The organism is Pseudoduganella sp. SL102 (assembly GCF_027856995.1).
Classification (GTDB): Bacteria; Pseudomonadota; Gammaproteobacteria; order Burkholderiales; family Burkholderiaceae_D; genus Rugamonas; species Rugamonas albidiflava.
Genome location: NZ_CP115554.1, coordinates 5,746,035 through 5,770,944, shown reverse-complemented (window position 1 = coordinate 5,770,944; position 24,910 = coordinate 5,746,035). Strand labels below are relative to the sequence as shown.

Here is a 24,910-nt window from a genome sequence, read left to right as displayed (position 1 = left end):
ATTCAGAGTTGGAACGTTCAGAGTGGCCGATTGCCGGTTATAGCGCGGCGGATCAAGTGCAGGTCGCCCGGCGAAATGGCGTCCGCAAACAAGCCCCGATAGGCTTCGTACCGTTTCGGTTCGTTCGCGCTGAGACCGAGATAGGTTGCGTGGGGACTCAGCAAGTCGTCTGCGAGCAGGCCGGCGTTGCCGGAAAAACTCGACCATCGATATCTGGAAGGGGTACCAACCATGTGTGCCCGTACCGGATTGAGTTCGATGTAGCGCTGGCAGGTCAAGAAATATCGATCGTTCGTGACGGGCGAAGAGTAATACCGCCCTTGCCATACGCTGCCGCTACGTCCGCAGCGCCGGTTCAGATACTGCGCATAGTTCTGCGCGACGCTTTTCATTAGTACCGGAAACATGGCGACATCGGCGATCGATGCCAGCAGATGCACATGGTTCGTCATGAGCACATATGCGTGAATCGCTGCATCGTAGGTTCTGCAATACTCATCAAGCCATTCGAGATAGCGGGAGAAGTCGGAACGCTGAAGGAAGCAGGGCTGGCGGTTGTGGCTGCGCTGGATGATGTGTAGTGGATATCCGGGCAGTAGAAGTCTGGCGCGGCGAGGCATGAGTGACTCCGTCGGGAAAAGCTCAACATTGCCATCCGACGACTTGGCGCTACTGCGGTTGCTCAACCTTGTCACGCTTGCACCACGACAAGGTGTTGTAAAAAGTTTGGGGACTGTCCCCCTGAGAGGGACTGTCCCTGTTGTAAAAAAGCCGCGCGGAGCGCGGCTGTGAGGTCACCTCGGAGCAGGGGTCAATACTCGGCGCCCAGCCGCACGCCGAACATGCGGGGTTCGACGAAGTTGGCTTTCATGAAGCCGCCGTTGACGGAGTCGCGGTTCTTGGCGGCGTGGCTGTTCGAGACGTTGCGCACGTACAGCTCGGCGTACCACTTGTCATTCGGGGCATCCAGGCGGGCGGACATGTCGCCCATGGCGTAAGCCTTCTGGTAGCGGCCGATGTGGGCGAACTCGGAGTTGCGCATGTCGAAGTAGGCCTTGTCGCGCCAGTTGACCTTGACGTACGGCGTGATGCGGTAGCCGTTTTCAAGCGCGAATTCCTGCGAGAAGTTCAGGTTGACCTGGTACTTCGGCGTGTTCGGCAGGTGGTTGCCGTCGACGTTGTACAGCCGCCGGCCGATCAGCGCCTTGTCCGGGCCGGCGTAAGCGGTCGGGCAGGGCTCGATGCCCAGTTCGACGCGCACGTCGCACTGGTAGTCGTCGGAGAACCTCCTTGAAGTCGTGCACGTCGGTGTTGATGAACGCGAAGCCGCCGCCGAAGCGCGCGCCGCGCCATGGCCGGTAGTCCCACTCGATCTCCAGGCCGGGGATGTCCACCTTGCCGACGTTGATCGTGCGCCAGCCTTCATACACGTCGCACTTCGGCTGGTCGGACGGGCAGGGCAGGCCGGCGGCCGGAATGATCTGGTTGATGAAGTAGGTGCCGGTCAGCTGCATGTCCTTGTACTTCATGAAGAAGGCGGTGGCCGACAGCGACAGCCGGTTGTCCAGGAACTTGCCCTTGTAGCCCAGCTCGAAGTTGGTCACGGTTTCCGGGCCGTACGGCAGGAAGGTCACCACGCCCGGCTTGCCATCCGCGCACATCTGGTAGTTGCAGCTGTCGGTCTTGTCGGCGAAGCCGCCGGCCTTGTAGCCGGTCGAGACGGACGCGTAGCCCATCTGGTTCGGCGTGAACTGCTTCTGCAGGCCGACGCGCCAGGTGACCTTCTTCCAGGTTTCCTTGTGGTCGTTGGAGGTCGGCGAACCATACAGGTGATATGCGCCCACGCTGCCGCCCATCGCCGGCGTGAGGTCGGTGCCGTCGTGCACATGGAAGCCCGGCGTGCCCGGCGTGCCCTGGCTGTACAGGCCATTGTAGTAATTGGGGCTGCCGATCCAGTTGGCGCCATACACCTCGCCGCCCTGGTCTTCCTTGCTGTCGCGGCTGTAGCGGGCACCCAGCGTGCCGGTCCAGCCGGGCGCGAACTTCCAGTCCGCCTGCGCGAACGCGGCCTTGGCGTCGACCTGGCGGTTCGGCTGGTGGTACAGCACCGAGCCGACGTCGCCGAACGGCTTTTGGATGGTCTCCGTCATTTCATAGTCGATGCTGTTCCGCTCGTGCATCCAGAACAGGCCGGCCACGTACTGCAACGGGCCGAACGTCTGCTTCAGCTGCGCTTCATGCACGGTGGACAGGTAGCGCGAGTCGAGCGTGCGGTGGAACACGTCCTTGATCGGCCAGGTGCCCCAGTTGCCGGTCGGCGTGTTCGGATACATGCCGTTCACCTGGAACGGCGCGGCGTGCTGCATGCCGCGGTCGTCGTCGGTGATTTCGGAGCGCTTCTGGTCGGCCACCTGGAACGTGTAGTCGAAGGTGGTGTCGGGATTGATCGTCCACGACAGGCCGGTGCGCAGCGTGCGGATCTGCATGTCGACCGAGCCGGGCACGTTGATCAGCAGGTCCCATTTGCCGGTGCCCGGCGCGCAGGCGTAGCGGGTGCCGACGGTGGCGGCGCAATCGCGGAAGTCGGCACCGCCCGCGCCGTTGTCCTGGAAGTGCTCGTAGGCCGCCCTCAGCGTGAGGTCCTGGTTCACCTTGTACAGCGCCGAGAGGCGCGCCGCCCACTGGTCCTGGTTGGTGTAGAACTTGTCCTTGCCGATCACCGCGTTGAAGCGCTGGTCGACATCCGGCTTGCCGTTCGGGACCCAGCCATATTCCGGCGCATTGGCTTCGGACAGGTCGCGCATCTGGTTTGCATAGCCGTCGCGCCGCACCACCATGAAGGTGCCGCGCAGGGCCAGCTTGTCGTTGACGGCGACGTTCTGCACCACCGAGACCTGCTTCTTCCGGTAGTTGCCGATGTCGATATTGGCCTTGCCATAGGTGCCCGAGAAGTCCGGCTTGGCCGAGATGACGTTGATGCTGCCGCCGGTCGAATTGCGGCCGAACAGCGTGCCCTGCGGCCCGCGCAGCACCTCCACCTGGTCGATGTCGAACATCAGCGCCTGCGCACCCTGCGGCCGCGGCGAATACATGCCGTCGACGTGGAAGCCGACGGCCGGATCGCCCGTCTCGGTGAAGTTGGACGACGTGATGCCGCGGATCGTCACCTGCACGGCCGAATCCAGGCTGCCGCTCTCGATCACCACGTTGGGGATTTCATTGGCCAGGTCGCGCAGGCTGGTGGCGCCCTTGCGCGTCAGCTGCTCCTGGCTGAACGCCGACACGGCCAGCGGCGTGCGCAGCAGCGAGGTCGAATAGCGCGTCGCCGTCACTTTCACTTCGGGGATCTGGTCGCCGGCATTGGTCGGGCCCAGCGTCGGCGCCTCGGCCGGCGGGGTAGCGTTGGCGGCCGCCGCGGGATCGGTTTCGGCAGTCGCGCCGGCCTGGGCATGCGCGGACAGCGGTGTCACTGCCGCGGCCAGGCTGCAGGCGCTGGCCACGGCAAGGCTGATCATGGTTCTTCTGAATCGCATTTCGTCTCCTTGGAATATCGGCCGGGGGCGGCCTTTTTGTCGAGACGAGTATTCATTTTTAAAAAAGCAAGATCAAGCAATTCCCAAAATGCCGTTGCTGTTTAATCGCCTTTACTAAACAGCGGTGGAATGGCGCCCGCTGGCGGCGGAAGGCCCCGTGGTGCCCGCTTCCGTTGTTGCGTGAAGATGGCGCTGCACCGGGGAGCATGCGGCGTGGAAGGCGCGGCCAGGACCCCGATTTCGTCGTCTGCACCGCGAATCGTGCATTTCGTCGCAGCCGGCGGTCCACCGGGCGCCGTCCGGGCTACCATGGCAGCATCGACCCAACATACCCGGAAGGAGCACGCCATGATCACCGCACACATTACCTGTCGTCCCTTCCGGGTCCAGCCGGCGCACGCCGCCCGCTGAGCAATCAACCCGAGAACAGGAAGCACCATGCACAAACCACTCAGCCTTGCCCTCCTGATGACGACCCTGTGGCTGATGCTCGGCGCGGCCAGCGCCGAGGACGCCACCGCGACCAGGACCATCGACGCCAGGGTGGTGCGCGTCAAGCTCGACGGGGTGATGGACCTGAGGCTGATGCAGGGTGCCGAACCGTCGCTGCGGATCATCGGCGACCGGCGCTTCGTCGACAAGGCGATCGCGGTGCAGACGGGCGATACGCTGCAGCTGGACAGCGATACCAATGACGGCAAGCTCCGCCGCGCGGGATTGCGCGCCGAACTGGTGCTGCCGCAGTTGCGCGAAGTGGTGTCCGAAGGCGTGGGCAGCACGGAAGTCTCCGGTTTTTCCGGCGACGAGATCGACATCACGCTCGACGGCGCCGGCAGCATGAAGATCGTCAGCGCGTACCGGCGCCTGAGGGCGACCCTGTGCGGCATGGGCAGCATGCACGTGTGGGTCGCCGATGGCGAGGAAGTGGAACTCGACCTGCGCGGCGCCGGCTACGTGACGCTGGGCGGCACCAGCAAGCAGCTGCGCGCGTCGCTGGGCGGGCTGGGCGGGTTGAATGCGCAGCAGTTCCAGGCCGATTCGGTGGACATCGACCTGTCCGGCCTGGGCAATGCGACGGTGAATGCGCGGACCAACGCCAACCTGCACCTGTCCGGCCTCGGCTCGGTCACCGTGTATGGCAAGCCGCTGAACCGCAACGTCAGCGTCGATGGCCTGGGCAAGGTCAGCTGGAAGTAGCCACAAAGAAAACGCGACCGGACATTGGCTCCGGACGAGACGGAACAAGTAAAAGAACGAATCCCATTCTCGCGATGAAAAAACTAGGACGTTTCATGATGGCGCTCGCCGCCTCCACCGTGATCGCGCTGGCCTTGCATGGCAGCGCGATCGCCGGCTTTGCCGAGGGCGCGACCGCGTACAACAACCGCAACTACGGCCTCGCCTACAAGGAAATCCTGCCGCTGGCGCGGGCCGGCAACGCCGACGCGGAGCACCTGCTGGGCCTGATGTACTACATGGGCCGCGGCGTGCAGCAGGATTACCGGCAGGCGCTGATGTGGCACCGCCGCGCCGCGCTGCAGGGCAAGGCCGACGCGCAGTATGTGGTCGGCGCCATGTACTACACCGGCAACGCCGTGATCCAGGATCACCGGCAGGCCGTCACGTGGTTCCGCAAGGCGGCCGAGCAGGGCCACCCGGACGCGCAGCAGGTGCTGGGGCTGATGTACCGGTACCACATCGGCGGCATGCCGCAGGATAACGTGATCGCCTACATGCTGTGGAACCTCGCCGCTGCCGGCGGAAACCCGAACGCCGCCGAACAGCGCACCGCCGTCGCCAAGAAGATGACGCCCGAGCAGATCGAGGAAGGGCAAGCCCTCTCCGCCGCCTGGCGCCCCGGCAAGCCACTCCCCCGCACTTCGCGCACCGGAGGGTGAGGCGGTGGTTTCGCGAAGCACTGCTTCGCGCCCGCCGAACGACGCAGCCTTGCAAGGCTGCGACTGGATGCATGATCATTCGAGTCGGGTTTCGCGAAGCATCGCTTCGAGCCGGCCGAGCGGTGCGGCCCTGCATTGCCGCACCTTCGCGAAGCACTGCTTCGCGTCCGCTGAACGACGCAGCCTTGAAAGACTACGGCTGGATGCATGATCATTTGCGCCTGAGTCGAAGCAGTGTCGAAGATGCCCTGGTGCCGCCTAAGTCGTCCTTTCCTTTTAGCGATTGTTGCGGTAGCGCATCTTTGTCATGCGATTGTCGCTCTACGATGCCTCAGTCAATGCACAACTGGAGGCGACATGAGCAAGGCTGGAGCACTTACAAAGCAGTCACCCGGGAAATCGAAATATGAACGATGGCAGGCAACGGTCGACGATGCGGTGCGGGATGCAAGGTGGCATGAGTATGACTGCGATATTCAGCGTACGGTGACGACGTTCAATCGTCACCTGACCGGCAGTGGTTATGTACCTCTGGATTGGAGGATCGTAAAGGCGATGATCTGGACTGAGAGCGGCGGTCCCAAGAATCCGGCATGGAAAAGTAACCCTATGCAAATCGGAAACGAAGGTGATCCCGGGTTACGTGCTCTGTTATTCGGGAATGAAGGTGGTGAACTAATCATGCCAGCCACGCTACGCCAACAACTTACCATCACTTCGGTTGCCAGTACGCCGCGGAAGAATATCGAGGCAGGTACCGCCTATCTGCTCATGCGGCATGCTCGATATGATATCCGGACAGTTCGCCAGGTTGATGACACGCGCATCCACACTGTTGAGGTCAGGGCTGGTGACAGCCTAGACAAGATAGCCCGCCAAAACGATACGACAATCGAGATCCTCAAGCAGCGCAATGCCAGCTCCGCGGTACTGCGCCCGGGGCAAACACTGCAATACCAAAAGGGACGCTTGAGGAAGGCCATCGTTGGATGGGAATTAATCACCCCCGCCAGCATTGCAAGGCGTTACAACGTCGGGGACTCAGAGTACAGCCGTAAATTGAACTACTGCCTGGAGGTTATGCGACGCAGCAAGCCAGGAGAACCGGCATGCGAATGAAACGCTGGCGGTGCTGCGCTGTCGTCGCCGGCCTTGCTGCTGCCATGGCCGCCAGTGCCGTGCCGCCAAAGACAGAACGTTTCCTTGGGACTGGCCGCGCATGCTACGGCGCGTTGACCATTACGCCCGGGGAAATGTCCTGGGTGACGCCTTTCAGCCGATGCGAGCCCGTGCGTTTCGGGATCATCGAACAGGGTCGCGGGCGAACCACCTATCGGATGGAGCAGATCGCGTCGGAGTGCCGATACCAGGTCGTGTCACTGACCCACAGAACCGCGGAGGGGCCTGACATGGGATGGAACGCCATCGGCTATCCCGATGAACTCAGCTATCGTCAACACAAGGCCAGCGGTTTTTCCACGAATCACCCTGGAACGCTTGCCTGCTACGTGATTCGTGACCCGGACCCAACCGGCCCGCTGGACTGGTAATCCCTCAGCCAGGGGGTAGCGAATCAAATGTTCTACCGGGTTTTCACACCCGCTGGACAATACGACGCTGGAACACCCATTCCCAGGCAATCTTTCCCAAAAATCGGAGCCTGTCCCCGGTTTTTCGGCCGGCGCGCTAAAATCGCCCTTTCCCTGAAAGGATGACCATGCGCGCAATCGAGATCACCAAGGCCGGCCCGCCGGACGTACTCCGGCTGTGCTACCGCGACAAGCCCCAGCCCGGTCCCGGCGAAGTGCTGATCCGCGTGCACGCGGCCGGCATCAACCGCCCTGACGTGTTCCAGCGGCTCGGCAGCTACGCGCCGCCACCCGGGGCGTCCGACCTGCCGGGCCTGGAAGTGGCGGGCGAGGTGGTCGAGGGCGATTTCGCCAACAGCGAATGGCGCGCGGGCGACCTGGTCTGCGCGCTGGTGCAGGGCGGCGGCTATGCCGAATACGTGGTCGCGCCCGTCGAACAGTGCCTGCCAGTGCCGCACGGGCTGTCCCTGATCGAAGCCGCCTCGCTGCCGGAAACCTACTTCACCGTGTGGAGCAACGTCTTCGACCGCGCCCGGCTCGGCCCCGGCGAGTCGCTGCTGGTGCAGGGCGGCACGTCGGGCATCGGCGTGACGGCGATCCAGCTGGCCAGCGCGCTGGGCCACCGCGTGTTCGCCACGGCGTGCACCGACGACAAGGCGCGCGCCTGCGAGCAGCTCGGCGCCGAGCGCGGCATCAATTACAGGCGCGAGGATTTCGCCGCGTGCGTCAAGCAGCTCACCGGCGACAACGGCGTCGATGTCATCCTCGACATGGTCGGCGGCGACTACCTGCCGCGCGAGATCAACTGCCTGGCCGACGATGGCCGCATCGCCATCATCGCGCTGCTGGGCGGCGCCAAGGGCACGCTGGACATGGGCCAGGTGCTGCGCCGCCGCCTCACCGTCACCGGCTCCACGCTGCGGCCCCGCTCGGTGGCATTCAAGGCCGCGATCGCCCACCAGCTGCGCGACAAGGTGTGGCCGCTGCTGGAGGCGAAGAAGATCCGCCCGGTGATCTATGAGAGTTTCCCGCTCGAGCAGGCGGTCGAGGCGCACAAGCTGATGGAGAGCAGCACCCACGTCGGCAAGATCATGCTGCAGGTGACCTGAGGCGCCGTGATGGCCGCGTCACCGGGCTGTCACGGCAGGGCGCTATAGTACCCCTGCAGGCTTGCTCATCGAATTGACGATTGCGGGTTTGACCCTGTATTGCCGAGCACGTTACAATCCCGGGTTACCTTACAACTCAAACAACTCGGACAGCCATGCGTCGCAAACTCGTCATCGGAAACTGGAAGATGAACGGCAGCCTTGCCGGCAATTCTGTATTATTACGCGGGATCGTCGCAGGCCATGCCGCCGGCAATGCCGATATGGCAGTGTGTGTACCGGCGCCGTACCTGGCGCAGTGCCAGGCGGAGCTGTCCGGAACGCCGGTCGCGTGGGGCGCGCAGGACGTGTCGGCCTATGCCGCCGGTGCCTACACGGGCGAGATGGCGGCCTCGATGCTGCAGGAATTCGGTTGCCGCTACGTGCTCGTCGGTCACTCCGAGCGCCGCGCGTACCACCACGAAAGCAATGAACTGGTGGCGCAAAAGGCGCTTGCCGCACTCAACGCCGGGCTGACCCCGGTGGTGTGCGTGGGTGAAACGCTGGAGCAGCGCGAGGCGGGCAGGACCAACGTCGTGGTATGCGCGCAACTGCAAGCCGTGCTCGACGTGCTGGAAAATCCGGCGCTGGAAAAGATCGTGCTGGCCTACGAGCCCGTGTGGGCGATCGGCACCGGCAAGACGGCCACGCCGGCGCTGGCGCAGGAAGTGCACGCAGCGCTGCGCAAGCAGGTAGCGGTGCGCAGCGCGGAGGCGGCGGCGAAGTTGCAGATCCTGTACGGCGGCAGCATGAAGCCCGAGAATGCGGGAGATTTGATGGCCCAGGCCGATATCGACGGTGGCCTGATCGGTGGCGCATCGCTGAAGGCACAGGATTTCCTGGGCATCGCGAAAGCAGGAAACTGAGCAGGAAACTGAGCAGGAAACTGAGCAGGAAACTGAGCGGCAAACTGGTGACGAACTGAGCGGCAAATCAAGCAGCAAACTGAGCGGCAAACTGAGCAGCGAACTGAGCAGCAAATCAAGCAGCAGATTCGGCCGTAAATGGATTTTCAAACGCCAGCGGTAATGCCGGATAAGTAACGGCTGGTAATAGCCTGCCGGTGATGTGGTAACCGGACGGTAATCGCGCCTGAATCGCTGATTGACCGGCTATTGAGCGGCTATTGACCAGCTATTGCGTGGTAGCCGCTGGTAATCGGCTGACAATGGCCCGGTAGCAAATGCGGTAATTGCCGGGTTGGCGTACCGATAATGATATTAACTGAACGGCCAATCGGCCGGCAGTGCATGAACATCCCGGCAACGGGTGGGGTAGGCGGGCCGCAAGCCCGCGCATTTAAAATTGAGAATGGAATAGCATGAACACCTTGTTCAATCTGGTCGTGGTAGTACAGGTTTTATCGGCGCTGGCCATCATCGGCCTCGTGCTGATGCAGCACGGCAAAGGCGCCGACATGGGCGCCGCGTTTGGTTCCGGTTCGTCCGGCAGCCTGTTCGGTGCCAGCGGTTCGTCGAACTTCCTGTCGAAGTCGACGGCGCTGGCGGCGGCGATCTTCTTCGGTGCGACGCTCGGGCTGGCGGTGATGTCCAATGGCCGTACCGCGAACAGCGGTGGCGGCATCCTGCAGAACGTGACCGTGCCGGTCAAGGGTTCGGCGGCCATTCCGGCGGCGGCACCGGCCGCGCCGGCAGCACCGGCAGCGAATGCCGGCGTGCCACCTGCCTCGAATGCCGGCGTGCCCGCTGCCACGAACGAAGGCGCTGCAGCAGGTGCCGCTGAAGGTGTCACTGAAGGCGCTGCGCCGGCAACGGCTCCCGCGCCCGCAGCACCGAAGTAAAACGAATAATTTTGAAGTTTTTGCCGTTTTTCTCCTTGATATCGCGCAATTGACATTAACAAACGGCGCAAAGACGAGTAGAATAGCGGCCTTAATGCCGACGTGGTGAAATTGGTAGACACGCTATCTTGAGGGGGTAGTGGCGCAAGCTGTACGAGTTCGAGTCTCGTCGTCGGCACCAGAAATTTGAGAAGCCAGCAAAAGGCCCAGGAGTTTGTCCTCACAGCCTCTAGCTGGTTTTTTTACGAGGATGTGTCGTTCGGTCCCCGTCTCAGCATTCGATAGGGGTCGAGCTTCCAGACCGCACCGCAATGGTGTGGTGCCTCGCCAACCGGTCGTTCAACAACAGCTGTGACCCTATCGTGAACCTCGAAACTTATTTCCCCGTACTTCTATTTATCCTGGTCGGCATCGGTGTCGGTGTAGCCCCCCAGGTACTGGGCCGTCTGCTGGGTCCATATCGCCCCGACGCGGCGAAGCTTTCCCCCTACGAGTGCGGCTTCGAAGCCTTCGAAGACGCGCGCATGAAATTCGACGTGCGTTACTACCTCGTCGCAATCCTCTTCATTCTGTTCGACCTTGAAACGGCTTTCTTCTTCCCATGGGGCGTCTCCATGCGCGAACTGGGCTGGCAGGGCTACGTGACGATGATGGTGTTCATCGCTGAATTCGTCGTCGGTTTTTGGTATATCTGGAAGAAAGGTGCCCTTGATTGGGAATAAGCCATGGCTATTGAAGGCGTATTAAACGAAGGTTTCATCACCACCTCGGCCGACAAGCTGATCAACTGGGCACGCACCGGGTCGATGTTCCCGATGACGTTCGGCCTGGCGTGCTGCGCGGTTGAAATGATGCACGTGGGCGCTGCCCGTTACGACATGGACCGCTTCGGCGTCGTGTTCCGTCCGTCGCCGCGTCACTCCGACGTGATGATCGTGGCCGGCACGCTGTGCAACAAGATGGCGCCGGCACTGCGCAAGGTGTACGACCAGATGCCGGAACCGCGCTGGGTCATCTCGATGGGCTCGTGCGCCAACGGCGGCGGCTACTACCACTACTCCTACTCCGTCGTGCGCGGCTGCGATCGCATCGTGCCCGTCGACGTCTACGTGCCGGGTTGCCCGCCGACCGCCGAGGCACTGTTGTACGGCATCATGCAGCTGCAAAACAAGATCAAGCGCACCAATACGATTGCACGGTAACGGGGCGCTCAAGATATATGACAACACAACTGGAAGCTTTGCAAGGCGCCATTACCGGCGCCCTGGGCGAGCGCGTCACGCTCAGCGTGGCCCTCGGTGAAATCACCCTGGTCGTCAAGGCCGACGACTACCACGCAGTGATGCAGACGCTGCGCGACAATGCCGCACTCGGATTCGATACCTTCATCGACCTGTGCGGCATCGACTATTCCGCCTATGGCGAAGGCACGTGGGAAGGCCCGCGCTTCGCGGCCGTCACCCACCTGCTGTCCGTCAAGCACAACTGGCGCGTACGCGTGCGCGTGTTCTGCCCGGACGACGAGATGCCCCTGGTGCAGTCGATCACCGACATCTGGCGTGCCGCCAACTGGTACGAGCGCGAAGCGTTCGACCTGTACGGCATCCTGTTCGAAGGCCACAACGACCTGCGCCGCATCCTGACCGACTACGGTTTCATCGGCCACCCGTTCCGCAAGGACTTCCCGGTCGCCGGCTACGTGGAAATGCGCTACGACGCCGAACAGGGCCGCGTGATCTACCAGCCCGTGACGATCGAGCCGCGCGAAAACGTGCCGCGCGTGATCCGGGAAGAAAAATACGGGATGAAATAATGGCTGAGATTAAGAATTACACCCTGAACTTTGGTCCGCAGCACCCGGCAGCGCACGGCGTGCTGCGCCTGGTGCTGGAGCTGGACGGCGAAGTGATCCAGCGCGCCGACCCGCACATCGGCCTGCTGCACCGCGCCACCGAGAAGCTGGCCGAGCAGAAGACCTACCTGCAGTCGGTGCCGTACATGGACCGCCTCGACTACGTGTCGATGATGTGCAACGAGCACGGCTACGTGCTGGCCATCGAGAAGCTGCTGGGCATCGAAGTGCCGCTGCGCGCACAGTACATCCGCGTGATGTTCGACGAGATCACCCGCATCCTGAACCACCTGATGTGGCTGGGCGCGCACGCGCTGGACGTCGGTGCCATGGGCCCGTTCCTGTACTGCTTCCGCGACCGCGAAGACCTGTTCGACTGCTATGAAGCGGTATCCGGCGCGCGCATGCACGCGGCCTACTACCGCCCGGGCGGCGTGTACCGCGACCTGCCGGACGCGATGCCGAAGCACCGTCCGTCGTCGATCCGCAGCCAGAAGGAAATCGACCGCCTGAACGAACACCGCCAGGGTTCGCTGCTGGACTTCCTGGAAGCGTTCACGACCCGCTTCCCCGGCTATGTCGACGAATACGAAACGCTGCTGACCGATAACCGTATCTGGAAGCAGCGTACCGTCGGCATCGGCGTGGTGACTCCGGAAGACGCGCTGGCCATGGGCTTCACCGGCGCCATGCTGCGCGGCTCCGGCGTGCAGTGGGACCTGCGCAAGAAGCAGCCGTACGAAGTGTACGACCTGATGGACTTCGACATCCCCATCGGCACCAACGGCGACTGCTACGACCGCTACCTGGTGCGCGTGGAAGAGCTGCGCCAGTCGAACCGCATCATCAAGCAGTGCATCGAATGGCTGCGCAACAACCCGGGCCCGGTCATGACGGACAACCGCAAGGTCGCTCCGCCGTCGCGCGTGGACATGAAGTCCAACATGGAATCGCTGATCCACCACTTCAAGCTGTTCCAGGAAGGCTTCCACGTACCGCCGGGCGAGGTCTACACGGCCATCGAACACCCGAAGGGCGAATTCGGCATCTACATCGTTTCCGACGGTGCCAACAAGCCGTACCGCCTGAAGATCCGTACGCCGGACTACACGCACCTGCAAAGCCTGGATGAAATGGCGCGCGGTCACATGATCGCCGACGCCGTCACCATCATCGGCACGCAGGACATCGTGTTCGGCAGTATCGACCGCTAACGAGGCAGGAAAAGATTATGTTATCCGAGCAGTGCTATAAAAAAATCGACCGCGAGCTGGCCAAGTACCCGGCCGACCAGCGCCAGTCGGCCGTGATGGCCTCGCTGGCTCATGCCCAGGTCGAACTGGGCTGGCTGTCGCCTGAAACGATGAAGGAAATCGCCGACTACATCGGCATGCCGGCGATTGCCGTGCAGGAAGTCGCGACCTTCTACAACATGTACAACCTGAAGCCGGTCGGCAAGCACAAGATCACCGTGTGCACCAACCTGCCGTGCGCATTGAGCGGCGGCGTGAAGGCCGGCGAGCACCTGAAGCAGAAGCTGGGCATCGACTACCGCGACACCACCGACGACGGCGAGTTCACCTTGCTGGAAGGCGAGTGCATGGGTGCCTGCGGCGACGCGCCGGTGCTGCTGGTGAACAACCACCGCATGTGCAGCTTCATGAACAACGACAAACTCGACGCGCTGGTGGAGGAACTGAAGAAATGACTTCCCTCCACGACCGCCACATCAATCCGCTGATCCTGAAGGACCTGAACGGCGACAACTGGCACCTGGCCGACTACGTGAAGCGTGGCGGCTATTCGGCGCTGCGCCGCATCCTGGAAGAAAAGATCCCGCCCGAGCAGATCATCGCCGAGCTGAAGACGTCCGGCCTGCGCGGCCGCGGCGGCGCGGGTTTCCCGACCGGCCTGAAGTGGAGCTTCATGCCGCGCCAGTTCCCGGGCCAGAAATACCTCGTCTGCAATACCGACGAAGGCGAGCCGGGCACGTTCAAGGACCGCGACATCATCCGCTACAACCCGCACTCGCTGATCGAAGGCATGGCCATCGGCGCGTACGCGATGGGCATCACCGTGGGCTACAACTACATCCACGGCGAGATCTTCCAGGACTACCTGCGCTTTGAAGAAGCGCTGGAAGAAGCCCGCGCCGAAGGCTTCCTGGGCGACCGGATCATGGGCAGCGAGTTCAGCTTCCAGCTGCACGCGCACCACGGCTATGGCGCCTACATCTGCGGCGAGGAAACCGCGCTGCTGGAATCGCTGGAAGGCAAGAAGGGCCAGCCGCGCTTCAAGCCGCCGTTCCCGGCCTCGTTCGGCCTGTATGGCAAGCCGACCACGATCAACAACACGGAAACCTTCGCGGCCGTGCCGTTCATCCTGAACATCGGCGCCGAGAACTACCTGGGCCTGGGCAAGCCGAACAACGGCGGCACGAAGATCTTCTCGATCTCCGGCGACGTGGAGCGTCCGGGCAACTACGAAGTTCCGCTCGGCACGCCGTTCGCGAAGCTGATGGAGCTGGCCGGCGGCATGCGCGGCGGCAAGAAGATCAAGGCCGTCATCCCAGGCGGTTCGTCCGCCCCGGTGATCCGCGGCGAGATCATGATGCAGACCGACCTGGACTACGACTCGATCGCGAAAGCGGGTTCGATGCTGGGTTCCGGCGCCGTGATCGTGATGGACGAGACGCGCTGCATGGTCAAGGCGCTGGAACGCCTGTCGTACTTCTACTACGAGGAATCGTGCGGCCAGTGCACGCCGTGCCGCGAAGGCACGGGCTGGATGTACCGGATGATCCACCGCATCGAGCATGGCCAGGGCCGCCAGACCGACCTGGACATGCTGAACTCGATCGCCGACAACATCCAGGGCCGCACCATCTGCGCACTGGGCGATGCCGCGGCGATGCCGGTGCGCGCGTTCATCAAGCAATTCCGCGAAGAATTCGAATATCACGTCGAGCACAAGCACTGCCTGGTGCCTGTGTCGGCCTTCTAAAGCGTTGATCATGGTTGAAATCGAAATTGACGGCAAAAAGGTAGAAGTCCCACCGGGTTCAATGGTGATGGACGCTGCCAACAAACTGGGAACCTACATCCCGCACTTCTGCTATCACAAGAAACTGTCGATCGCAGCGAACTGCCGCATGTGCCTCGTCGAGGTGGAAAAAGCGCCGAAGCCGCTGCCGGCCTGCGCCACTCCCGTCTCCGCGGGCATGATCGTGCGTTCGCACAGCGAGAAGGCCGTGCAGGCGCAGAAGTCGGTGATGGAATTCCTGCTGATTAACCACCCGCTGGATTGCCCGATCTGCGACCAGGGCGGCGAGTGCCAGCTGCAGGATCTGGCCGTGGGTTACGGCAAGAACAACTCCCGCTACGAGGAAGAAAAGCGCGTCGTCGTGCCGAAAGAGGCCGGCCCGCTGGTCTCGATGAAGGAGATGAGCCGCTGCATCCACTGCACCCGCTGCGTGCGTTTCGGCCAGGAAGTGGCCGGCGTGATGGAACTGGGCATGCTGGGCCGCGGCGAACACGCCGAGATCACCACCTTCGTCGGCGAAGCCGTCAGCTCCGAGCTGTCCGGCAACATGATCGACCTGTGCCCGGTGGGCGCGCTGACGTCGAAGCCGTTCCGCTACAGCGCCCGTACGTGGGAACTGTCGCGCCGCAAATCCGTCTCGCCGCACGATGGCCTGGGTGCCAACCTGATCGTCCAGGTCAAGCAGGGCAAGGTCAAGCGCGTGCTGCCGCTGGAAAACGAAGCGATCAACGAGTGCTGGATTTCCGACAAGGACCGCTTCTCGTACGAAGCCCTGGATTCCGCCGACCGCCTGACCCAGCCGATGCTGAAGCAGGGCGGCGAATGGAAGGAAGTCGACTGGCAGACCGCGCTGGAATATGTCGCGCACGGCTTGAAGAATATCCGTCACGAACATGGCGCCGAGGCGATCGCCGCCTACGCCACCGCGCACTCCACGCTGGAAGAGCTGGCACTGCTGAAGAAGCTGGCCTCCGGCATCGGTTCGGACAACATCGATTTCCGCCTGCGCCAGAGCGACTTCGCGCTGGACGGCCAGGTCACGCCGTGGCTGGGCATGCCGATTGCCGACGTGTCGAACCTGCAGCGTGCGCTGGTCATCGGTTCGTTCCTGCGCAAGGATCACCCGCTGCTGGCATCGCGCCTGCGCGCCGCCGTGAAGAACGGCGGCCAGCTGACGCTGGTCCACGCCACCCGCGACGACAGCCTGATCACGGTGGCCAACAATATCGTGGCCGCGCCGTCCGACTGGCTGGCCGCGCTGTCGGGCATCGTCTCCGCCATCGCCTCCGCCAAGGGCGAAGCGGCGCCAGGCGGCTTCTCCGGCGAGTTCAATGACGCCGCCAAGGCGGCGGCCGCGAGCCTGCTGTCGGGCGAACAGAAAGCCGTCTTCCTTGGCAACGCCGCCGTGCACCACCCGCAAGCGTCGGCCATCGCCGCCGCCGCGCAGTGGATCGCCAACGCGACCGGCGCCAAGCTCGGTTACCTGACCGAAGCGGCCAACACCGTCGGCGGGTACATCGCCGGCGCGTTCTCGCAGAAAGCCGAAGCCGCCTTCGTTACGCCGAAGAAGGCCTACGTGCTGCTGAACGCCGAGCCCGAGTTCGACGCCGCCAACCCGGCGCAGGCCGTGGCCGCGCTGAAGGGCGCCGAGATGGTCGTGGTGATGTCGGCCTTCAAGCATGGCGCCGATTATGCCGACGTGCTGCTGCCGATCGCGCCGTTCGCCGAAACCTCCGGCACCTTCGTGAACTGCGAAGGCCGCGCGCAAAGCTTCAACGGCACCGTGAAACCGCTGGGCGAAGCCCGCCCGGCCTGGAAAGTGCTGCGCGTGCTGGGCAACATCCTCGGCCTGCCGGGCTTCGACTACGAAACCTCGGAATCGGTCCGCGACGAAGTGCTGGGCGCCGGCGTGACCGACGTCTCCGCGAAGCTGTCGAACGTGTCCAGCGTGGCATTGACGTCTGCCTCGTTCGGTGCCGGCGACAAGCTCGAACGCATCGCCGACGTGCCGATCTACTTCGCCGACGCACTGGTGCGCCGTTCGCCGCCGCTGCAGGCCACCGTCGACGCGCAGGCGCCGAAGGCGGTCATCTCGGCCGCGCTGGCCGGACAGATCGGCGTGAAGACCGGCGACATGGTGCAGGTGCTGCAAGGCGCCGGCTCCGCGATCCTGGAAGCGCGCGTCGATGCCGGCCTGCCGGCCAACGTGGTGCGCGTCTCCGCAGCCCACGCTTCGACCGCGACGCTGGGCGACATGTTTGGTCCGATCTCCGTGGCCAAAGCTGGAACTGCCGCAGGGGAGGGCAAATAATGGCACTGGAATTCGTCAATACCATCAACACCGCCGGCGCCGATGCGCTGGGTTCGGCCTGGCCGTTCGTGTGGACGATGATCAAGCTGCTGTGCGTGCTGATGCCGCTGCTCGGCATGGTGGCCTACGCCACGCTGTGGGAGCGCAAGCTGATCGGCTTCATCCAGATCCGTATCGGCCCGAACCGCGTGGGCCCGATGGGCCTGCTGCAACCGATGGCCGACGGCATCAAGATGCTGCTGAAGGAAATCGTCGTGCCGACCAAGGCGGCCAAGAGCCTGTTCGTGATCGGCCCCGTGATGACCATCATGCCGGCGCTGGCCGCCTGGTCGGTGGTGCCGTTCGGCCCGGAAGCCGTGCTGGCCAACGTCAACGCCGGCCTGCTGGTGCTGCTGGCGATCACTTCGATGGAGGTGTACGGCATCATCATCGCCGGCTGGTCGTCGAACTCGAAGTACTCGTTCATGGGCGCCATGCGCGCCTCGGCGCAGATGATCTCGTACGAGATCCCGATGGGCTTCGCGCTGGTCGTGATCCTGATGGTGTCCGGCTCGCTGAACTTCATCGACATCGTGGTCAGCCAGCAGACCGGCCGCTTCGCCGACATGGGCGTCAACTTCATGTCGTGGAACTGGCTGCCGCTGCTGCCGCTGTTCGTGGTCTACCTGACCTCCGGCCTGGCCGAGGCGAACCGTGCGCCGTTCGACGTCGTCGAGGGTGAATCGGAAATCGTCGCCGGCCACATGGTGGAATACTCCGGCATGTCGTACGCGATGTTCATGCTGGCCGAATACGCCAACATCATCCTCGTCGGCGCGCTGGCATCGATCATGTTCCTGGGCGGCTGGTCCGCACCGTTCGCCTTCCTGGAATTCGGCGGCGGCTTCGGCGGCTTCTTCTGGCTGTTCGTGAAGACGTTCCTGATCGTGTCGCTGTTCATCTGGGTGCGTGGTACCTTCCCGCGTTACCGCTACGACCAGATCATGCGTCTGGGCTGGAAGGTCTTCATTCCCCTCACGCTGTTCTGGCTCGTGCTCGTCGCGACCTGGATGCAGACGCCGTGGAACATCTGGAAGTAAGGAAGCGCAAAAATGACTCGAGTAAAAGATTTTATCGGCAGCATGATGCTGACCGAACTGATCAAGGGCCTCGCGCTGACGGGCAAGTACATGTTCTCGCGCAAGATCACGGTGCAGTACCCGGAAGAGAAGACGCCGATGTCGCCGCGCTTCCGCGGCCTGCACGCGCTGCGCCGCTATCCGAACGGCGAGGAACGCTGCATCGCCTGCAAGCTGTGCGAAGCGGTGTGCCCGGCCATGGCGATCACGATCGAATCCGACGAACGCGACGACGGCACGCGCCGCACCACGCGCTACGACATCGACCTGACCAAGTGCATCTTCTGCGGCTTCTGCGAAGAATCGTGCCCGGTCGACTCGATCGTCGAGACGCACGTGCTGGAATACCACGGTGAAAAGCGGGGCGACCTGTACTACACCAAGGAGATGCTGCTGGCTGTCGGCGACCGCTACGAGGCGGACATCGCCGCCAACCGCGCCGCGGATGCCGCGTACCGCTGATCTGGATCGGACTTACACATGACTTTTACAACCGTTTTGTTCTACGTGTTCGCGGCCATCATGGTGGTTTCCGCGGCACGCGTGATCACGGCGCGCAACCCCGTGACGGCGGCACTGTTCCTGGTGCTGGCCTTCTTCCAGGCAGCCGGCATCTGGATGCTGCTGAAAGCCGAGTTCCTCGCCGTCGTGCTGGTGCTCGTCTACGTGGGCGCCGTGATGGTGCTGTTCCTGTTCGTCGTGATGATGGTCGACATCGACCAGACCGAGTTGCGCAAGAACTTCTGGAGCTACCTGCCGGTAGCCTCGATCGTCGGCGGCATCATCGTGCTGGAGATGGCTTCCGTGCTGTGGCGCAGCTTCGGCGTGGAAACGCCGGTGCCTGAAGCGGCCAACACGATCGGCACCACGAAGGCGCTGGGCCTGCTGATCTACACGCAATACATCTACGCGTTCGAAGTGGCCGCCGTGATCCTGCTGCTGGCGATCGTCGCCGCTGTCGCGCTGACGCTGCGCCGCCGCAAGGACATCAAGTACTTCGATCCGGGCGAAGCCGTGCGCGTGAAGCGCAACGACCGCCTGAAGATCGTCAAGATGGACGCCGTCAAGAAAGAAGTCGCGTCCACCGTAGCAACCAAGGAGGCACCATGACCCTGTCACTGGCACATTACCTGGTCCTGGGCGCGATCCTGTTCGCGATCGCGATCGTCGGTATTTTCCTGAACCGCAAGAACGTCATCGTGCTGCTGATGGCGATCGAACTGATGCTGCTGGCGGTGAACACCAACTTCATCGCGTTCTCCCACTTCCTGGGCGACGCGGCGGGGCAGATCTTCGTGTTCTTCATCCTCACGGTGGCGGCGGCGGAAGCGGCAATCGGCCTCGCGATCCTCGTGCTGATGTTCCGTAACCTGGACACCATCAACGTCGAAGACCTGGACAGCCTCAAAGGCTAGTTTTTAACCCTCGAATAATAAACAGATAGGTTCATCATGACGGGGCTTAACCCTAACCTTCTCCTCGCTGTTCCCCTCGCGCCGTTGGCGGGGTCCGCGATCGCGGGCCTGCTGGGCACGAAGTTCTTCGGCAACGTGGTCGGCCGCAAGGTCGCCACGGCGGCAACGATCCTGGGCGTGCTGGTCGCGTTCCTGATCTCCTTCCAGGTCTTCATGCAAGTGATGGACGTGAAAGGCATCGCCTACAACGAAACGGTCTATCGCTGGATGACCGTGGCCGGCGTCAACCTGGAAGTGGGCTTCCAGATCGACTCGCTGACCGCGATGATGATGTGCGTCGTGACCTTCGTGTCGCTGATGGTGCACATCTACACCATTGGATATATGGCCGAGGACGAAGGCTACAACCGCTTCTTCTCGTATATTTCGCTGTTCACCTTCTCGATGCTGATGCTGGTGATGTCCAACAACTTCCTGCAGCTGTTCTTCGGCTGGGAAGCTGTGGGCCTGGTGTCCTACCTGCTGATCGGCTTCTGGTACAAGCGTCCGACCGCGATCTTCGCCAACATGAAGGCGTTCCTCGTGAACCGCGTGGGCGACTTCGGCTTCATCCTCGGTATCGGCCTGATCCTGGCCTACACGGGCACGATGGACTACCAGGAAGCGTTCGCCAGGAAAGACCTGCTGGTCAACGCAACGCTGCCGGGCACCGACTGGATGGTCATCACGGTGGCCTGCATCTGCCTGTTCATCGGCGCGATGGGCAAATCGGCCCAGTTCCCGCTGCACGTGTGGCTGCCGGACTCGATGGAAGGCCCGACCCCGATCTCGGCACTGATCCACGCCGCGACGATGGTTACCGCCGGCATCTTCATGGTGTCGCGCATGTCGCCGCTGTTCGAACTGTCGGACGTGGCACTGTCGTTCATCCTGATCATCGGCTCGATCACCGCGCTGTTCATGGGCTTCCTGGGCATCATCCAGAACGACATCAAGCGCGTGGTGGCTTACTCGACGCTGTCGCAGCTGGGCTACATGACCGTCGCGCTGGGCGCGTCGGCCTACTCGGTGGCCGTGTTCCACCTGATGACGCACGCGTTCTTCAAGGCGCTGCTGTTCCTCGGCGCCGGTTCCGTGATCATCGGCATGCACCACGACCAGGACCTGCGCAACATGGGCGGCCTGCGCAAGTACATGCCGATCACGTGGATCACGTCGCTGCTGGGTTCCCTGGCACTGATCGGCACGCCGTTCTTCTCGGGCTTTTACTCGAAGGATTCGATCATCGAGGCGGTGCACGCCACGAACCTGCCGGGCGCCGGCTTCGCGAACTTCGCGGTGCTGGCCGGCGTGTTCATCACGGCGTTCTACTCGTTCCGCATGTACTTCCGCGTGTTCCACGGTCCGGAAAACTTCGGTAAAGCCCATGCGCACGGCCACGACGACCATCATGCCAAGCATGACGACCACGCGACGGCCAAGGCCGCCCATGGCGACCCGCACGCGCTGCACGATTCGGACGCGCACCATGAAGAGGAAGAAGACGACCACGGCCACCATGGCCTGGCACCGGGCGAGAAAACCGCACGAGTCGCCGTTCGTCGTCTGGTTCCCGCTGGCCGCGCTGGCGATTCCTTCGGTGATCATCGGCTTCCTGGCCGCCGGCCCGATGCTGCATGGCGACTTCTTCAACGGTGTCATCACCGTCGACGCCGCCAGGCACCCTGCAATGGCCGAGCTGAACAAGATGTGGCATGGCCCCGTCGCGATGGCCCTGCACGGCCTGCAGACGGCACCGTTCTGGCTGGCCCTGGCCGGCGTCGTGGCGTCGTACTACTGCTACATGGTCAATCCGCGCGTACCGGCATGGTTCTATGACAAGTTCAAGTTCCTGCACACGCTGCTGGACAACAAGTACTACATGGATGCGTTCAACCAGGCCGTGTTCGCCAAGGGCGCGCGCGTGCTGGGCAACGGCCTGTGGCAGGTGGGCGACCGCGCCATCATCGACGGCTTCGTCGTCAACGGTTCGGCCAAGCTGGTGGGCTGGTTCTCGTCGCTGACGCGCCTGGCGCAGACGGGTTACATCTACCACTACGCGTTCGTGATGATCATCGGCATCCTGGGCTTCCTGGTGTACTTCCTGCCGTTCTGGCACGCCTAACGCCACACGCAAAAGAGATAAAAGATGCAGTCAACGATTAATAATCTTCCTCCTTACCTCAGCCTGTCGATCTGGCTGCCGATCCTGTTCGGCGTCATCATCCTGGCGATCGGCCGCGATTCGCGCGCCGGACTGGTACGCGTGCTGGCACTGATCGGCTCGATCGTCTCGCTGCTGCCGACGATCCCGCTGTTCACGCAGTTCGACAATGCAGCGCACGGCATCCAGTTCGCCGAAAGCAGCCCGTGGATCGAGCGCTTCAACATCCACTACTTCCTCGGCATCGACGGCCTGTCGCTGTGGTTCGTGCCGCTGACCGCGTTCATCACGATCATCGTCGTGATCTCCGCCTGGGAAGTGATCCAGGAGCGCGTGGCCCACTACATGGGCGCTTTCCTGATCCTGTCCGGCCTGATGATCGGCGTGTTCACCGCGCTCGACGGCCTGCTGTTCTACTTCTTCTTCGAAGCCACGCTGATCCCGATGTACATCATCATCGGCGTGTGGGGCGGCGCCAACCGCGTGTACGCGGCGTTCAAGTTCTTCCTGTACACGTTCCTCGGCTCGCTGCTGACGCTGGTCGCGATCATCTACCTGTACAACAAGTCCGGTTCGTGGAACATCCTCGAATGGCACCAGCTGCCGCTCACGATGTCCGAGCAGGTGGCGATCTTCCTGGCGTTCTTCATGGCCTTCGCCGTGAAGGTGCCGATGTTCCCGGTGCACACCTGGCTGCCGGACGTCCACGTGGAAGCGCCGACCGGCGGTTCCGCCGTGCTGGCCGCGATCATGCTTAAGCTGGGCGCCTACGGCTTCCTGCGGTTCTCCCTGCCGATTACCCCGGACGCCTCGCAGTACCTGGCGCCGATGGTCATCGTGCTGTCGCTGATCGCCGTGATCTACGTGGGCCTGGTGGCCCTGGTGCAGAAGGACATGAAGAAGCTGGTCGCCTATTCGTCGATCGCGCACATGGGCTTCGTCACGCTGGGCTTCTTCATGTTCAACGCGATGGGCACGCAGGGCGCCATCATGCAGATGATCTCGCACGGCTTCGTGTCCGGCGCGATGTTCCTGTGCATCGGCGTACTGTACGACCAGGCGCACTCGCGCCAGATCGCCGACTACGGCGGTGTCGTCAACAAGATGCCGAAGTTCGCCGCGTTCTTCATCCTGTTCTCCATGGCCAACTGCGGCCTGCCGGCGACCTCCGGCTTCGTGGGTGAATTCATGGTGATCCTGGGTGCCGTGCAGTTCAACTTCGTGACCGGCATCCTGGCCGCGACCGCGCTGATCCTGGGCGCCGCCTACTCGCTGTGGATGGCCAAGCGCGTCATCTTCGGCAAGGTGGCGAACCACCACGTGGCCGAGCTGGTCGACCTGAATAACCGCGAATTCCTGATGCTGGGTCTCCTGGCGATCGCGACCCTGTACATGGGCCTGTATCCAGCGCCGTTCACCGACACGATGCAAACCTCGGTGGCCGACCTGCTGCAGCACGTGTCGCAGACCAAGCTGGCCCAATGATTGCAGATAGGACCTTAGTTTTATGAATCCGACCGATACCAATCTCGCACCGATCTACGCCGAGATCTTCCTGCTGATCGCCACCTCGGCGATCCTGCTGATCGACGTGTACCTGCCTGCCGCGAAACGCAACATCACGTACATGCTGTCGCTGCTGGCCCTGGCCGGCGCCGCCTTCATCACGTACGGCGATTTCGCCGCCGGTACCACGACCTATGCGTTCAACAACATGGTCGTGTCCGACCCGATGGGCAACCTGCTGAAATTGTTCACCTACCTGTCAGTGGGTGTCACGCTGGTGTATGCGCGCCAGTACACGACGGACCGCGGCATGTTGAGCGGTAACCTGGGTGGCGAATTCTACGGCCTCGCGCTGTTCGCCACGCTGGGCCAGATGGTGATGATCTCGGCAAGCAGCTTCCTGTCCATCTACCTGGGCCTGGAACTGATGTCGCTGTCGCTGTATGCGCTGGTCGCCCTGCGCCGCGACAACACCAACGCCACCGAGGCTTCGATGAAGTACTTCGTGCTGGGCGCGCTGGCTTCCGGTTTCCTGCTGTATGGCATGTCGATGCTGTACGGCGCGACGGGCACGCTGGACCTGGGCACGATGTCGGCCAAGATCGCCGCCGGCACCATCAACAACACGATCCTCGTGTTCGGCCTGGTGTTCGTGGTGGCCGGCCTGGCGTTCAAGCTGGGCGCCGTGCCGTTCCACATGTGGGTGCCGGACGTGTACCAGGGTTCGCCGACCGCCGTCACGCTGCTGCTGGGCGGCGCGCCGAAGCTGGCCACGTTCGCCATCGTGGTGCGCCTGCTGGTGGAAGGCCTGATCCCGCTGGCCTTCGACTGGCAGCAGATGCTGCTGATCCTGGCCGTCATGTCGCTGGTGATCGGCAACCTGACCGCCATCGCGCAGACCAACCTGAAGCGCATGCTGGCGTACTCCACGATCGCACAGATGGGCTTCGTGCTGCTGGGCATGATGGCTGGCGTGGTCGGCACCGACCAGTCCAACGCGTCGGCCGCGTACAGCTCGGCGATGTACTACTCGATCACCTACGTGCTGACCACGCTGGCCACCTTCGGCCTGATCATGGTGCTGGCCCGCGCCGGCCACGAAGCCGAGGAACTGGCCGACTTCAAGGGCCTGGGCAAGCGTTCCGGCTGGTACGCGCTGCTGATGACCGTGCTGCTGTTCTCGCTGGCCGGCGTGCCGCCGATGATGGGCTTCATGGCCAAGCTGACCGTGCTGCAATCGGTGCTGAAGACCGGCCACCTGTGGCTGACGGTGTTCGCCGTGATGGCGTCGCTGGTGGGTGCGTTCTACTACCTGCGCGTCGTGAAGGTGATGTGGTTCGACGAGCCGAGCGACACGGCACCGATCCGCGTTGCTGGCGACAAGAACATCGTGCTGGGCCTGAACGGCCTGATGGTGGTGGTGCTGGGCGTGGTGCCCGGCCCGCTGCTGAACGCGTGCATGCACGCGATGAGCAAGACGCTGGCGTCGTAATC

22 protein-coding genes, 1 tRNA gene and 1 pseudogene are annotated in these 24,910 nt (G+C 62.9%); 22 read left to right on the top strand and 2 right to left on the bottom strand.

The features are described from left to right. Nucleotides 1-17: 17 nt before the first annotated feature. Both OU994_RS24335 and OU994_RS24325 read right to left on the bottom strand, forming a co-directional pair. Entirely contained in the window at nucleotides 18-620 is a 603-nt protein-coding gene (locus OU994_RS24335) for a transposase (protein ID WP_281608033.1), read from the bottom strand. Nucleotides 621-1,103: 483 nt separating this feature from the next. Beyond that, a complete protein-coding gene (locus OU994_RS24325; protein WP_281608032.1) occupies nucleotides 1,104-3,533 on the bottom strand; it encodes a TonB-dependent receptor in 2,430 nt (809 codons plus the stop codon). Nucleotides 3,534-3,971: 438 nt separating this feature from the next. Here OU994_RS24325 and OU994_RS24320 point away from each other — a divergent pair, with 438 nt between their 5' ends. The 22 genes and pseudogenes from OU994_RS24320 (at nucleotide 3,972) to nuoN (ending at nucleotide 24,908) form a co-directional block, all read left to right on the top strand. Continuing rightward, nucleotides 3,972-4,730: a GIN domain-containing protein gene (locus OU994_RS24320; RefSeq protein ID WP_281608031.1), complete on the top strand. Its 759-nt coding sequence runs from the start codon at nucleotides 3,972-3,974 to the stop codon at nucleotides 4,728-4,730. Nucleotides 4,731-4,825: 95 nt separating this feature from the next. Next, nucleotides 4,826-5,431, top strand: coding sequence for a tetratricopeptide repeat protein (locus tag OU994_RS24315; RefSeq protein WP_229420727.1), 606 nt, complete (start codon nucleotides 4,826-4,828; stop codon nucleotides 5,429-5,431). A 357-nt stretch (nucleotides 5,432-5,788) separates the two neighbouring features. After that, entirely contained in the window at nucleotides 5,789-6,550 is a 762-nt protein-coding gene (locus OU994_RS24310; protein ID WP_281608030.1) for a LysM peptidoglycan-binding domain-containing protein, read from the top strand. Further along, complete coding sequence (locus OU994_RS24305; RefSeq protein ID WP_281608029.1) at nucleotides 6,541-6,981, top strand: hypothetical protein; 441 nt, start codon at nucleotides 6,541-6,543, stop codon at nucleotides 6,979-6,981. Before OU994_RS24310 ends, OU994_RS24305 begins: the two co-directional genes overlap by 10 nt. Before the next feature lie 167 nt (nucleotides 6,982-7,148). Beyond that, nucleotides 7,149-8,129 (top strand): NAD(P)H-quinone oxidoreductase, encoded by a 981-nt coding sequence (locus tag OU994_RS24300; protein WP_281608028.1) that lies wholly within the window; start codon nucleotides 7,149-7,151, stop codon nucleotides 8,127-8,129. Between the two features lie 155 nt (nucleotides 8,130-8,284). After that, complete coding sequence (gene tpiA, locus OU994_RS24295) at nucleotides 8,285-9,034, top strand: triose-phosphate isomerase (RefSeq protein ID WP_131144703.1); 750 nt, start codon at nucleotides 8,285-8,287, stop codon at nucleotides 9,032-9,034. A 455-nt stretch (nucleotides 9,035-9,489) separates the two neighbouring features. Beyond that, nucleotides 9,490-9,969 (top strand): preprotein translocase subunit SecG, encoded by a 480-nt coding sequence (secG, locus tag OU994_RS24290; RefSeq protein ID WP_281608027.1) that lies wholly within the window; start codon nucleotides 9,490-9,492, stop codon nucleotides 9,967-9,969. Between the two features lie 96 nt (nucleotides 9,970-10,065). Continuing rightward, nucleotides 10,066-10,150: transfer RNA gene (locus OU994_RS24285), tRNA-Leu, on the top strand. A 181-nt stretch (nucleotides 10,151-10,331) separates the two neighbouring features. Next, complete coding sequence (locus OU994_RS24280; protein ID WP_131144705.1) at nucleotides 10,332-10,691, top strand: NADH-quinone oxidoreductase subunit A; 360 nt, start codon at nucleotides 10,332-10,334, stop codon at nucleotides 10,689-10,691. 3 nt (nucleotides 10,692-10,694) lie between these two features. Then, nucleotides 10,695-11,171 carry an NADH-quinone oxidoreductase subunit B family protein gene (locus tag OU994_RS24275; protein ID WP_130188314.1) on the top strand — a complete coding sequence of 159 codons (477 nt, stop codon included), beginning with the start codon at nucleotides 10,695-10,697 and terminating at the stop codon, nucleotides 11,169-11,171. A 17-nt stretch (nucleotides 11,172-11,188) separates the two neighbouring features. Continuing rightward, complete coding sequence (locus OU994_RS24270) at nucleotides 11,189-11,782, top strand: NADH-quinone oxidoreductase subunit C (RefSeq protein ID WP_131144706.1); 594 nt, start codon at nucleotides 11,189-11,191, stop codon at nucleotides 11,780-11,782. Then, entirely contained in the window at nucleotides 11,782-13,035 is a 1,254-nt protein-coding gene (locus OU994_RS24265) for an NADH-quinone oxidoreductase subunit D (protein ID WP_131144707.1), read from the top strand. The genes OU994_RS24270 and OU994_RS24265 overlap by 1 nt, the downstream gene beginning before the upstream one ends. Nucleotides 13,036-13,052: 17 nt before the next feature. Continuing rightward, nucleotides 13,053-13,529 carry an NADH-quinone oxidoreductase subunit NuoE gene (gene nuoE / locus OU994_RS24260; protein WP_131144708.1) on the top strand — a complete coding sequence of 159 codons (477 nt, stop codon included), beginning with the start codon at nucleotides 13,053-13,055 and terminating at the stop codon, nucleotides 13,527-13,529. Further along, on the top strand, nucleotides 13,526-14,824 hold the full coding sequence (nuoF, locus tag OU994_RS24255; RefSeq protein ID WP_131144709.1) for an NADH-quinone oxidoreductase subunit NuoF: 1,299 nt from the start codon (nucleotides 13,526-13,528) through the stop codon (nucleotides 14,822-14,824). The genes nuoE and nuoF overlap by 4 nt, the downstream gene beginning before the upstream one ends. 10 nt (nucleotides 14,825-14,834) lie before the next feature. After that, on the top strand, nucleotides 14,835-17,174 hold the full coding sequence (gene nuoG / locus OU994_RS24250; protein WP_281608026.1) for an NADH-quinone oxidoreductase subunit NuoG: 2,340 nt from the start codon (nucleotides 14,835-14,837) through the stop codon (nucleotides 17,172-17,174). Continuing rightward, a complete protein-coding gene (gene nuoH, locus OU994_RS24245; protein ID WP_131144711.1) occupies nucleotides 17,174-18,253 on the top strand; it encodes an NADH-quinone oxidoreductase subunit NuoH in 1,080 nt (359 codons plus the stop codon). The genes nuoG and nuoH overlap by 1 nt, the downstream gene beginning before the upstream one ends. Nucleotides 18,254-18,265: 12 nt before the next feature. After that, complete coding sequence (gene nuoI, locus OU994_RS24240) at nucleotides 18,266-18,754, top strand: NADH-quinone oxidoreductase subunit NuoI (protein WP_130188321.1); 489 nt, start codon at nucleotides 18,266-18,268, stop codon at nucleotides 18,752-18,754. Nucleotides 18,755-18,772: 18 nt separating this feature from the next. After that, nucleotides 18,773-19,402, top strand: a complete 630-nt coding sequence (locus OU994_RS24235; RefSeq protein WP_131144712.1) for an NADH-quinone oxidoreductase subunit J — start codon at nucleotides 18,773-18,775, stop codon at nucleotides 19,400-19,402. After that, entirely contained in the window at nucleotides 19,399-19,707 is a 309-nt protein-coding gene (nuoK, locus tag OU994_RS24230; RefSeq protein ID WP_131144713.1) for an NADH-quinone oxidoreductase subunit NuoK, read from the top strand. The genes OU994_RS24235 and nuoK overlap by 4 nt, the downstream gene beginning before the upstream one ends. A 36-nt stretch (nucleotides 19,708-19,743) precedes the next feature. Beyond that, nucleotides 19,744-21,871 (top strand): annotated as a pseudogene (gene nuoL, locus OU994_RS24225) (NADH-quinone oxidoreductase subunit L). A 24-nt stretch (nucleotides 21,872-21,895) separates the two neighbouring features. Beyond that, nucleotides 21,896-23,395, top strand: coding sequence for an NADH-quinone oxidoreductase subunit M (locus tag OU994_RS24220; protein WP_281608025.1), 1,500 nt, complete (start codon nucleotides 21,896-21,898; stop codon nucleotides 23,393-23,395). A 22-nt stretch (nucleotides 23,396-23,417) separates the two neighbouring features. Further along, nucleotides 23,418-24,908 carry an NADH-quinone oxidoreductase subunit NuoN gene (gene nuoN, locus OU994_RS24215; protein ID WP_281608024.1) on the top strand — a complete coding sequence of 497 codons (1,491 nt, stop codon included), beginning with the start codon at nucleotides 23,418-23,420 and terminating at the stop codon, nucleotides 24,906-24,908. Nucleotides 24,909-24,910: the final 2 nt, after the last annotated feature.